This window comes from Sporosarcina ureae, assembly GCF_029267015.1.
Lineage (GTDB): Bacteria > Bacillota > Bacilli > Bacillales_A > Planococcaceae > Sporosarcina > Sporosarcina ureae_D.
The window spans coordinates 1-11,700 of record NZ_JARIEA010000046.1 but is presented as its reverse complement, the minus strand read 5'-3'; the positions used below and the strand labels follow the sequence as shown (position 1 = coordinate 11,700).

General features: G+C 44.4%; 16 protein-coding genes and 1 other annotated feature. All 16 genes read right to left on the bottom strand.

Features of this window, described 5'->3' with window-relative positions:
- Positions 1 to 384 precede the first annotated feature (384 nt).
- Positions 385 to 1,269, bottom strand: coding sequence for a prephenate dehydratase (gene pheA, locus Q7P97_RS07565; RefSeq protein WP_303968624.1), 885 nt, complete (start codon positions 1,267 to 1,269; stop codon positions 385 to 387).
- A gap of 31 nt (positions 1,270 to 1,300) precedes the next feature.
- Entirely contained in the window at positions 1,301 to 1,756 is a 456-nt protein-coding gene (locus Q7P97_RS07560; protein ID WP_029053700.1) for a transcriptional regulator ThrR, read from the bottom strand.
- 29 nt (positions 1,757 to 1,785) lie between these two features.
- Positions 1,786 to 3,081 (bottom strand): GTPase ObgE, encoded by a 1,296-nt coding sequence (gene obgE, locus Q7P97_RS07555; protein WP_303968623.1) that lies wholly within the window; start codon positions 3,079 to 3,081, stop codon positions 1,786 to 1,788.
- A gap of 3 nt (positions 3,082 to 3,084) precedes the next feature.
- Positions 3,085 to 3,618 carry a Spo0B domain-containing protein gene (locus Q7P97_RS07550; RefSeq protein WP_303968622.1) on the bottom strand — a complete coding sequence of 178 codons (534 nt, stop codon included), beginning with the start codon at positions 3,616 to 3,618 and terminating at the stop codon, positions 3,085 to 3,087.
- Positions 3,619 to 3,962: 344 nt separating this feature from the next.
- Positions 3,963 to 4,256: a 50S ribosomal protein L27 gene (gene rpmA, locus Q7P97_RS07545; RefSeq protein WP_085426392.1), complete on the bottom strand. Its 294-nt coding sequence runs from the start codon at positions 4,254 to 4,256 to the stop codon at positions 3,963 to 3,965.
- A 12-nt stretch (positions 4,257 to 4,268) separates the two neighbouring features.
- A complete protein-coding gene (locus Q7P97_RS07540; RefSeq protein ID WP_303968621.1) occupies positions 4,269 to 4,595 on the bottom strand; it encodes a ribosomal-processing cysteine protease Prp in 327 nt (108 codons plus the stop codon).
- A 6-nt stretch (positions 4,596 to 4,601) separates the two neighbouring features.
- Positions 4,602 to 4,910, bottom strand: coding sequence for a 50S ribosomal protein L21 (gene rplU / locus Q7P97_RS07535; protein WP_029053696.1), 309 nt, complete (start codon positions 4,908 to 4,910; stop codon positions 4,602 to 4,604).
- Positions 4,911 to 4,923: 13 nt separating this feature from the next.
- Positions 4,924 to 5,000: a sequence feature (ribosomal protein L21 leader region), on the bottom strand.
- A 70-nt stretch (positions 5,001 to 5,070) separates the two neighbouring features.
- Positions 5,071 to 5,688 carry a metalloprotease gene (locus tag Q7P97_RS07530; protein ID WP_303968620.1) on the bottom strand — a complete coding sequence of 206 codons (618 nt, stop codon included), beginning with the start codon at positions 5,686 to 5,688 and terminating at the stop codon, positions 5,071 to 5,073.
- Positions 5,685 to 6,227, bottom strand: coding sequence for a peptidoglycan DD-metalloendopeptidase family protein (locus Q7P97_RS07525; RefSeq protein ID WP_085426395.1), 543 nt, complete (start codon positions 6,225 to 6,227; stop codon positions 5,685 to 5,687). Before Q7P97_RS07525 ends, Q7P97_RS07530 begins: the two co-directional genes overlap by 4 nt.
- 100 nt (positions 6,228 to 6,327) lie before the next feature.
- On the bottom strand, positions 6,328 to 7,128 hold the full coding sequence (gene minD / locus Q7P97_RS07520; RefSeq protein WP_085426396.1) for a septum site-determining protein MinD: 801 nt from the start codon (positions 7,126 to 7,128) through the stop codon (positions 6,328 to 6,330).
- Between the two features lies 1 nt (position 7,129).
- Complete coding sequence (minC, locus tag Q7P97_RS07515; protein ID WP_085426397.1) at positions 7,130 to 7,801, bottom strand: septum site-determining protein MinC; 672 nt, start codon at positions 7,799 to 7,801, stop codon at positions 7,130 to 7,132.
- Between the two features lie 19 nt (positions 7,802 to 7,820).
- Positions 7,821 to 8,342: a rod shape-determining protein MreD gene (mreD, locus tag Q7P97_RS07510; RefSeq protein ID WP_085426398.1), complete on the bottom strand. Its 522-nt coding sequence runs from the start codon at positions 8,340 to 8,342 to the stop codon at positions 7,821 to 7,823.
- Positions 8,339 to 9,232, bottom strand: coding sequence for a rod shape-determining protein MreC (mreC, locus tag Q7P97_RS07505; protein WP_303968619.1), 894 nt, complete (start codon positions 9,230 to 9,232; stop codon positions 8,339 to 8,341). Before mreC ends, mreD begins: the two co-directional genes overlap by 4 nt.
- A 24-nt stretch (positions 9,233 to 9,256) precedes the next feature.
- Positions 9,257 to 10,270, bottom strand: a complete 1,014-nt coding sequence (locus Q7P97_RS07500; RefSeq protein ID WP_303968618.1) for a rod shape-determining protein — start codon at positions 10,268 to 10,270, stop codon at positions 9,257 to 9,259.
- Between the two features lie 169 nt (positions 10,271 to 10,439).
- Entirely contained in the window at positions 10,440 to 11,138 is a 699-nt protein-coding gene (gene radC / locus Q7P97_RS07495; protein WP_303968617.1) for a RadC family protein, read from the bottom strand.
- Positions 11,138 to 11,700 (bottom strand): Maf family protein (locus Q7P97_RS07490; protein WP_303968616.1); only part of this gene is annotated, 563 nt, incomplete at its 5' end. The genes radC and Q7P97_RS07490, both read right to left, overlap by 1 nt.

Sequence of the window (11,700 nt, the reverse complement as noted above, 5' to 3'; positions counted from 1 at the left end):
TGTTAGTTAAAAAGTACATGAATTAGAAATTACCCTTGACCTGATTCAGTTTAAGAACGAAAGTAGTTACAATGGGAGAGTTACTTAGCAAGTACGAAGGGATTGAAGCTCCAGCTGGCGGACGCTTCAATCCTACTGTTATAGCGGATGGACGTAGAACACTTTTTTGCGATAGTGTGTAAATTAGTAAAGCCCTTGAACTTAATTAAGTTCAAGGGCTGTTCAAGTTCAATTATTAAACCTTCTACAAGAATAACTTTAATAAGCCAAAATAAATACATCCCACTTATACTACAGGGATTGGAGCGGCAGACGTCGCCACCAGAAAGCGTCCCCTCCGTAGCACCAATCCCCTTCCCAAACACCATAGCCAGCCTAACTATCTCAGGAAACAAACTCCCCAGACTCATAGACATAATAAGTTCCTAGCGAACGGGCAGTGCAACCTAGTGCTGCTAACTCCTCCATCGCACCCTTCATCATCGGATGCTCATCCGATTCATTAATGTCGATAATGAAGAAATAATGACCTAGACCCGTCTTCAACGGCCGCGACTCGATCTTGCTTAAGTTCAAACGGCGCCATGAAAACACCGACAAAATCTGATGCAGCAACCCTGGACGGTCGTCTTCAGGCAACTTCACCATCAACGTCGTCTTGATCGAAGAAGCGTGCTTCGAATGCTCCAGCTTCTCCTTGCGTAACGACAACACGACGAAGCGCGTATGGTTGAAATGGAAATCGTGAATATTCTCTTCTGCTATATGTAAGCCGTACGTTTCTGCTGCCAAACGGTTGCCAATTGCTGCAACACGTAGTTCTGGCTGTTCAGAAATAGATTTTGCTGCCGCTGCAGTAGACGTCGTCTGAATCAACGGAACTCCGCGGTAACGATACTGTAAAAACTTATGACATTGCGCCAATGCATGCGGATGAGACTGAATCGAATCCAATTCATCTAAGTGATTCATCTGCGATTTATTCACCAACATATGTTGCTCAATTGGCGTGGAAATTTCGGCTGCAATAAACAACTCTTTACTATTGAATACATAATCAATCGTCAACGGTACAGAACCTTCGAGCGCATTCTCCAACGGAACGACAGCATAGGCAACATGTCCTTCTGTCACTGCTTCAATACAATCTGGAATCGTAGGACGTGGCATTAACCCTTCCATTCCGAATAAATCGGACGCTGCAATATGGGTAAATGATGCTTCAGGCCCCAAATACGCAACGGATGGTACATACTTCTTTTCTGTCATGAATCTCTCATCTCCCCACTGGTTTAAGAGGTCAGAAAACCCCTGAACTGATTAAATCAACGGAATCAATAAATCGAGGCGCCTTGAGACGCTGTAAAAATGCTTCTACTTTAATTTCCATCTCTGTTACATCCAGCGATAACGTAATGTTGGCGCGTCCCTGGACAGGAATCGTCTGGTGAATCGTCAACACATTACATTTCGCCTCTGACACAACTTCCAAAAGCACAGCCAACGAGCCTTTCAAATCTTCCAGTTGAATAAAGATCGTCAAAATCCGGTCCCGTGCGATGGATTCGAACGGGAACACGGCATCACGATATTTATAAAAGGCGCTCCGTGACAGACCGACCCGTTTAGTTGCTTCCTGGATCGTCGTCACTTCGCCTCTTGCCATCATTCGTTTAGCTTCCAGCATTTTCTGCATCGACTCAGTCAATACATCTTCGCGGACTAAATAAAACTGACCTTCCCCGATTTGTTCCATTTTGCTCCCCCCAAAAAACGAGCCATTCCTTACTCCAAGAACTCGAACTCGTAGCTCATGATACGAACGATATCGCCGTTTTTCGCACCACGCTCACGCAATGCATCGTCGATTCCCATACCACGCATCTGACGAGCGAACTTGCGGACTGATTGATCGAAGTTGAAGTCCGTCATCTGGAACAAACGCTCTAGTGTATAACCAGACAACATAAACGCGCCATCATCGTCACGTGAAATAATGAAATCAGGTCCAGTCGATTCGTGTTTATACAATACAGAGTTACTTGCTTCTTCTTCATCCATATCCGTCAACATCGGGAATTCCGGTGTCGTTTCAAGCAGATCTAAAATCGCATACAGCAATGGATCCAAGCCCGTTCTCGTCAATGCAGAAATCGGGAACACTTGAATGTCTTCATCACCAAGTGCTTCTTTGAACGTTTCCAGATTCTCTTGCGCATCCGGCATATCCATTTTATTCGCCACAATAATCTGCGGACGCTCAGTTAAACGCATATTGTACTGCTCAAGTTCTTTATTGATTGTCTGGTAATCCTCGTATGGCTCACGGCCTTCAAGTCCTGACATATCGATAACGTGTACGATAACACGCGTACGTTCAATGTGACGCAAGAACTGATGTCCCAGTCCAACTCCTTGATGTGCACCTTCAATCAATCCAGGCAAATCTGCCATGACGAATGTGCGGTGATCATCTGTCTCGATCATTCCGAGATTCGGTACTAATGTAGTAAAGTGATAATCCGCAATCTTAGGCTTCGCTGAAGAAACGACTGATAATAATGTTGATTTCCCAACACTTGGGAATCCAACAAGACCCACGTCAGCAAGAACTTTTAATTCAAGCACGATATCTTTACTAACACCTGGTTCCCCTTTTTCCGAAAGTTCCGGTGCCGTGTTCTGTGGCGTAACGAAACGGCTGTTACCGCGTCCTCCACGTCCACCGCGCACAATGACCGCTTGTTGGCCATGTTCGACCAAGTCCGCAATAATCGTTTCAGTTTCTGCATCTTTAACGACTGTGCCAGGGGGAACTTTAACGATCATGCTTTTACCGCTACGACCGTGCATGTTTTTACTCTGACCGTGTTCGCCTCGTTCAGCTTTAAAATGACGCTGATATCGGAAATCCATTAGCGTACGTAATCCTTCATCCACGATAAAGACAACGTCTGCGCCTTTCCCGCCATCACCACCAGATGGTCCACCATTGGCTATATATTTCTCACGACGGAACGAAACCATACCATCGCCGCCGTCGCCACCTTTTACAAATACTTTAACGTGATCCACAAACATAATTTATAATCCTCCTAATTGTCCACTGATAGTAAACGTCCATTGATTCGGTTCACCGTGGACTTCGACCGTAAGCTGTGATGAATGTTCTGGGATGTCTAGTTGCTTCGCGTACAGCTCGGTAAATGTCAATTGAATACTCCAAGATGCTGTGTCTGTCGTGACTTCTATTGTCACGGGACAATCTGCGTAGCGCTGAATTTTTGATTCCACAGCCAACACTATTTGCTCCAAGTAATCGACCAACACTTCGTCAATTTCACTTGAATCAATTTTTTCTGTAATTTCACAATACAGTTGCACCATCAAAGCCGGATAGCGCCACGCTAGTGTCGTAATCCATTCCTCAGTAAGCGGCATGCATAATTTCTGAAGCAATGCCTCACGTTGCATGTCCGCTGTTTTCTCAAGGATGCAATTTCGCGCTTCTGTATATTTCCCCATATCGATATTCATAAGGATCAATTGCAGATCATTCATGTGATCGTGTCGACTAAATTTCACTGCTTGCGACACATTTAGCTCATTCTTCCCCATTTTTTCACCGCCAGCTGTTTTCGTACTTCTTAGTATAGCATTTTCACGCGCAAATCACTAAAAATATCTTCATCGTAGTTAAAATTGCTTATAATATGTGTCTGAACTTTACAATGAATTGCTGCTCGCTCATAGTTCGTGCCTGAGCGCTCTATGAACCCCCGTAGCCGCTCTTAGAAAGCGGTGAGTGATCATAGACACCGGCTAATCGCTCTATCCCACGCCACGAGCGCTCATAGACACGTGTTATCCGCTCATAGGCCTCCACAACACTAACACCCTCAAAAACACAGAAAAAGGACTGCAACGAGTGCAGTCCTTTTTCACAGGGTCATGCTATCCAATTAAGCTTCTTGAGTTGCTGCTGGGTAGACACTGACTTTCTTCTTGTCGCGGCCAAGACGTTCAAAACGAACGACGCCGTCAACTTTTGCGAATAGAGTATCATCTCCACCGCGACCAACGTTTTCACCTGGGTGAATTTTTGTTCCGCGCTGGCGATAAAGGATTGATCCACCTGAAACATGCTGTCCATCTGCGCGCTTAGCGCCAAGACGTTTCGAATGTGAGTCACGACCGTTCTTAGTAGAACCTACTCCTTTTTTCGATGCGAAAAACTGAAGATCCAAACGTAACATAGCTGCCACCTCCTACTTTTCAAAGGATAATTTTATGAAATCTGCATAGTCTAATTCAATCGTTTGTAAAGAAATAATCATAGCTTTCAGGAGTAGCTGAACTTCAGCATCTTGTTCCGTTACCGGAAACGCCACACGTAAGTATCCGCCATCCGTCCCTTGCTCGACATCGGGTTCGATCGAAGTCAATTGCATAATGGCATTCACCGCACCAAATGATACGGCAGAAGCACCAGCACAAACTAGATCTTGTCCGTGTTCTGCAAAGTTTGCATGACCATCCATCTCAAATACTGAGATGCGCCCAGAAGGCTCTTTTATAATTCTGACATGTATCATGCCGGATTACAGATTGATTCCGTCAATAACGATTTTCGTGTATGGCTGACGGTGTCCTTGCTTTTTGCGATAGTTTTTCTTCGCCTTATATTTGAAAACAACAATTTTCTTTGCGCGGCCTTGCTTGACAACTTTACCTGTTACAGTTGCGCCTTCTACGAATGGAGCACCGACTTTAACGTCATCTCCGCCCACCATTAGCACCTTGTCAAAAGTTACCACTTCATCAGCTTCACCAGCAACCTTCTCAATGAAGATCTCTTGGCCCGCTTCAACTTTGATTTGTTTTCCACCAGTTTCAATAATTGCGTACATACTTGCACCTCCTCAATTTATACAGACTCGCCTTGACAGGTGATTCGACCAGCGAATACTTGAACCTGTTCAGTGCGGTTGTAGCACGGGTGCTACAATCAATAACAGTAAAATATTATCACACAGAAAACAATAGGTCAAGCATTATTCCCACAATCTTTTAAAAGAAGGAAGTCTCTTTTCTAGTCAGTTGTTCAAAGACTCGCTCATACCTCCTAAAACGATACGAAATAATATTTTGCACCGCTAAAAATGATGTAATAATAACGAGTGGCAAACTGACTGGCAAGTAGGCAATGAAAAACACACAAAGTGATGCGGACGCAATGATGGAATATAGCAAGAAGTTTGAGCGCGTGGTATATTTCGTTTCTTCCGTTTCAAGTAAAACCGAGACGACTTGTCCGCCGTCAAGTGGCAAGATAGGTAATAAATTGATACTCAGTAAGATCAGTTGAATCTTCACGAACTGTGCTTCTCCCGGGAATGACAAATACGTGCCAAGTAGTAACAGAACGGCTGTCGCGACAGGTCCACCGAGTGCCACGATCAGCCGTTGCCGTTTACTTGCCAGCTGCCGATTAACAAATTGCAATTCCCCTCCATACGGTAAAATAGTACAACTTCTAATTTTCATTCCGACGTGTCGTGCGGCCAATACGTGTCCTACTTCATGAAAAAGTAAAGAGAATAAGAGCATTGCGTACAATGACACACCACCGACGATCATGAAAAATAAAAAGATCGGCAATAATACCGGATGAATACGATACTTCATTGCTGACCGTCCGACATATACGTTGCGAGCACTGTAGGCTCGAGCGGAATCCCATTGCGTTTCACGCGGATGTACACCGCTTCCTCGTCCATCATCGCAATCTCATCCCCAAGCTTCACAGCGGTATACGGAAGCGTCGAGAACGACCCTACGAATCCATACGTCACCTCGTCGCCGTTATCGTACTGAACAGTCACCGTCTTCCCTGACTGCCTCGTGTAACCCGTGAAGACCACTAGCCCACTTCCTTGCGACGTAATCGACATCGGTTGAGTATACGAGATAATGGCACCGTCCTGATAAGGTTGGAACGATTCATACGTCTCAAACGGATTAAATACGGAATCCCCCGATACCGTGATGACTTCATCATCTGCCATCCAAGAAGAAACCCACTTCTTCATCACCACAAAGTCTTTTCCAGTCGTCACATATTGCGTGATCGGTATATTAACTAGCTGGCGTTCTTCAAGTTTTGATAAACCTACAACAGATACCATCAGCACAATAGCGATGATCCATTTTGTTTTCCATTTCATCACGTCCCCTCCCTTACCTGCAGTGTATGAAAAGAAGGAGAATTAAATGACGAATGAAAAAAACTCAGTACCGTTAAAGGCACTGAGTTTTACGATTGTATTATTTGCCGAACATGTTTTTGATTTTACCGAAGAATCCTGATTTGCTTTTCTCCATCGTCATCAATGGCACAGACTCACCTAAGATGCGTCGCGCAATGTTACGATAGCCTATTGCTGCAGGGTTTGTCGGGTCCATCACGACAGGTTCACCTTTATTTGAAGCAGAAATAACGTTTTGGTCGTCCATTACGATACCGAGTAGATCAATCGACAAATGTGTCGTGATTTCATTGACATCTAATGTTTCGCCGCTTTCCATCATGCCGCTTCTAATACGATTGATAATCAATTTTGGCGGTTCCAATCCTTCTTCCGCTTCTAGCAGTCCAATAATTCGGTCTGCGTCACGTACAGCGGAAATTTCTGGAGTCGTCACGACAATTGCGCGATCTGCACCAGAAATAGCGTTTTTGAAACCTTGCTCGATTCCTGCCGGGCAGTCAATCAAGACATAATCATAATCTTGCTTTAATTCCAAAACAAGCTTCTTCATCTGTTCTGGATTCACGGCACTCTTATCAGTCGTCTGTGCTGCTGGCAGCAAGAACAGTCGATCTTCGAAACGCTTGTCCTTCACAAGAGCCTGGTGTACTTTACAACGCTCTTCCACCACATCGACCAAATCATAAATGATCCGGTTTTCTAAGCCAAGAATAACGTCCAAGTTACGTAGACCGATATCTGTATCGATTAAACACACTTTCTTCCCTTGTAACGCAAGAGCGGTGCCTAGATTGGCTGACGTTGTTGTTTTACCAACGCCACCTTTACCAGAAGTAATAACAATTGCTTCTCCCAAATTATATACCTCCCTTAAATGTAGCAAGGTCCGGACGTAAATATCGGAGCTCCTGAAGACGGTCTATCGCAATCTGCCCATTCTTTTGAAGATACGCACATTCCATTTCAGGTTGCTCAGAAAGAACCGTCAATTCGTCGGTCATGATCTCGATCTTATCCGCAATTTTCAGATGCGTCGCCTCCAGCCAAGATGCAGCAATGACTGCGTCTTTATTGCCTTGTGCGCCCGCATGTGCAATGCCTTTGACACGACCGAGTACATAAATACTGCCGCCTGCTATGACTTGCCCACTCTGATTGACATCACCGATAATAACCAAATCGCCATCAGCCTTTACGACCTGACCCGATCGAACGATTCCTATATAGGTTTCGGACTGCTTCTCGATCAACTTTCTCTCACACTCTTTTAACGAAATGACGTCACTATGTACCTTCGAAACTCGCAAATGAGGGGAAGTATGAATGACCGATTGAATCTTGTTCATGTCTTTCTCGTCACAATAACGATGCCCTAGATGCAACTGTACTTCAGACACACCTTCAAGCACGCTGCTCTGCACTTTTTCTTTCAACTCACCTAGTAAATCGGAAAATGCGCAATGATCATCCAATCGTAAAACTAAGCCGTCTTTTGTACCTTTTATCGTTATCAACTGTGATTTCGTCACCTACATCACCTCACAATACTTAAAAACCTGCTTGCTTTTGAAAAAATCTCTTTTCTGTAATCTGTTTGAATAGATAACCGAACATTACGATGAATAATGAGTTCGCAATCATTGTCGGAACTAGTCGATGCGTGAAAAATTCACCGAAATCAATAAAGGTTAACGCAATCACACTAGCAAAAAAGTACGACAACAATTCCAGTAACACAATCATTACTAATGATAATACCATAACTGTCACTGTATGACGCTCAATTTGTCGAATTACTAACGCAGCAACGTAACAAATCAGCGGATACATGAATGTGTATAATCCAATAATATCAATATGATACATATCATACAACAGTCCAAGGATAAATCCGTAAATAATCGCTCGCTTGCTATTATAATACGTCGCAATGAAAATTAAATAGACGATTACGAACCTTGGCACCAAAATATACAAATCTCCGCTTATTTCAATCGGTGAAAACAGACTGAAAATCGGTTCCAGGAAAAACAAGAGTCCAGCGATCACAGGAATGATGAATCGGATCATGATTCATCGTCCCCTTTAGCATCCGCGGAGTTGCCTCCATCTGTACCGTCCACAACCGTCATCGTCCGCTTCGCAATCATCACATGATCGAGTTGCGAGAAGCTTGCTGCCGGTTTGATATACGCTAATTTCGTCAGACCAAAGTCATCTGTGGAAACTTCGGTCACTTCCCCTATTAAAATACCTTTCGGGAAGATTCCTCCGAGGCCAGAAGACGTCACTTGCATTCCTTTTTTTACTTTGAAGCTCGAATCAATCCGCTTCATGATCAATTGTCGGGACGCCCGGTCGTATCCTTCGATCAAACCGAACATTTCCTCCTCACCCACGACCATTGCCGCCACACGGAAAGCACTATTCTCCGTTGAAAGCAATTCAACTGTAGATGTAAAAGGAGTCGATAGAATCACTTTCCCGATCAATCCTTGCGCCGTCATGACCGCCATATTGACATCCACTCCAGACGTCGTTCCTTTATCGATGATGACCTTCTCTTCCCATTGATCGGGATTACGAGAGATCACCGTAGACTGAATGGGCTCAAATGCACGCAGGTCTTCTTGTTTATCAATGATTCCCCGCAACTTCACATTATTCGCTTTCACATCCACTAACTCCGCTTCCATAGCGGCATACGTTTCTAGACGCTCTTTTAATCGTTTGTTTTCTTCGTATGTATTAAGCATCGTATCAATATTCTCAATGAGTCCCGTCACAAAGTGGGCTGGTTTCGTAACGAGTGACTGTCCGAAACCTACGACATCTTTCACTGCTTGTTCCGGTACATTTGCATGATTTCGGTCACGAAGTGAAAATGCAATTAATGCCACTAGGACGATTACTCCTACTAATAAAATGATTAATCGTTTATTGGAAAAAAAACGCGGCATTGCCTACATCTCCTCCAATTAGTATTATGACTGAATCTTCTTGATCAGTTCTAAATTATCCAGCGCTTTACCTGTTCCAATAACGACACAGTCGAGCGTGTTTTCCGCAACGAATGCAGGCATTTTTGTTTCTTCGGAAATCGCTTTATCGAGGTTACGCAGTAAAGAACCACCACCTGTTAAGACAATTCCACGCTCCATGACGTCTGACGCCAATTCAGGTGGTGTCTGCTCAAGCGTCTTCCGCATACCTTCAATAATCAAATCCATAGGCTCACGCAATGCTTTCGTGATTTCCTGCGAATTAATCTCCATCGTTTTCGGCAGACCTGTCAACAAGTCACGGCCGTGGATATCCATCTTTTCGGTTTTATCCAAATCAAACGCCGAACCGATTTGCATTTTGATGTTTTCAGCTGTACGTTCACCGATCATCAATTTATATTCTTTACGGATGTACGTTATGATAGCCGTATCCATAGAATCTCCACCCACACGGATCGATGTGCTCGTTACAATACCGCCGAGCGAAATGATAGCTACTTCTGTCGTTCCTCCACCTATATCGACGACCATACTGCCGGTTGGTTCCCATACAGGCAAATCCGCACCAATCGCAGCCGCAAATGGCTCTTCAATCGTATACGCTTCTTTTGCACCTGCTTGACGTGCAGCATCAAGAACTGCGCGTTGTTCAACAGATGTAATACCATATGGCACACAAACCATGACCGTCGGCTTCGTCCATGAAGTACCCGCTGACTTCAGTGCTTCTTTTAAATAATGACGAATCATAGCCGTTGTTGTTTCAAAATCTGCAATAACTCCTTCTCGCATCGGGCGAATAGCCACGACTGAGCTCGGAGTACGTCCGATCATCGCATGTGCTTCACTGCCTACTGCAACGATTTCACCAGTCGTCGTATTTTTCGCTACGACAGATGGCTCCCTTAGCACAATACCTTTATCTTTAATAAAAACTAGAGTATTGGCTGTTCCCAAGTCAATTCCTACGTTTCGTGATCTGAAACCAAACAAGTCAATTCTCCCCTTCTACAAAAACCGTCATCGGTGTTGTTAAAAGCATACACCACATTATAACGGAAAGGTAACTTAATTTACAGCGTCACATGGCTAGTTTGCGAAAAATAGCAAAAAAGAGACTGATTTCCCAGTCCCCTCACTTTTTCCGACACGATTCATGCTTTTAGATGTATCCTTTGTCTTTTAAACTAATGAATTTCTGATCACCGATAATAATATGGTCGAGCACATCCACACCCATGATCTGTCCCGCTTCCATCAGTCGTTTCGTCACCTCGATATCTTCTCTTGAGGGCGTAGTGTCACCGCTCGGGTGATTATGGGAAATAATCATCGACGCAGCCGAACGTTTAAATGCTTCACGAAACACTTCACGCGGATGCACGATGGAAGAATTTAAACTGCCAATGAAAATCGTCTGCTTATGTAGTACTTCATTTTTCACATTCAAAAATAACACGACGAAATGTTCTTGATTCAAAGACGACATATCCGTCATCAAATAATTCGCAGCGTCTTCCGGTGAACGAATCTTATACCGTTCATGCGGTGCCGTCCGATACAAGCGCTTGCCAAGTTCCGCTGCCGCAAGCAACTGCACCGCTTTTGCTTCACCGACCCCTTTAATCTTTGTCATCTCATCGACTGTCAGCTCTTTCAAATCCTGCAAACGATCAATCGTCGACAACACGCGGTTCGCAAGCACTAATACAGACTCTGAGCGTGAGCCTGTGCGCAACAAGATCGCCAACAACTCTTGATTGGATAAATTGCCTGCCCCTTCCCGTATTAGCCGTTCACGAGGCCTGTCAGCGATATGCACATCGCGGATCATCATCTGCGGTGCCAAATCAAGTGGCATTACGTGTCACCGCCTTCTAAAATTAGCAACCCTTCCCGACGCATCCGATTGACCAGATCACTGACCGGTAATCCGACAATATTCTGATAGTCGCCCACCATGTTTTCCACAAACAACATCCCTTGCGTCTGAATGCCATACGCTCCTGCTTTATCCGAAGCGTCACCCGATTTCACATATGCACGAACGAGTTCTTCATCCAGTTTCCTGAACTTTACTTGTGACAACCCGAAAAACTGGAACATCTGCCCTTTCGCAAGGATCGTCACACCCGTAATCACTTCATGCAACTCTCCAGATAACTCCATTAAGAAATCGATAGCTTGCTGATCATCTTCGGGCTTCGGAAATACTTTGCCTTCTCTTACCACAATCGTATCCGCCGCAATGATGATCTCCTCTTGTGACTCAAATACCGCATGCGCTTTTCGCTCCGATAAACGCACCGCATATTCATACGGCTCTTCAGGCGTGAACGGCACATCCTCATCTACATCACTCGGTCTCACCGTAAAATCAATTCCTGCCAACTGCAATAGTTCTTTACGTCTCGGCGAAGAAG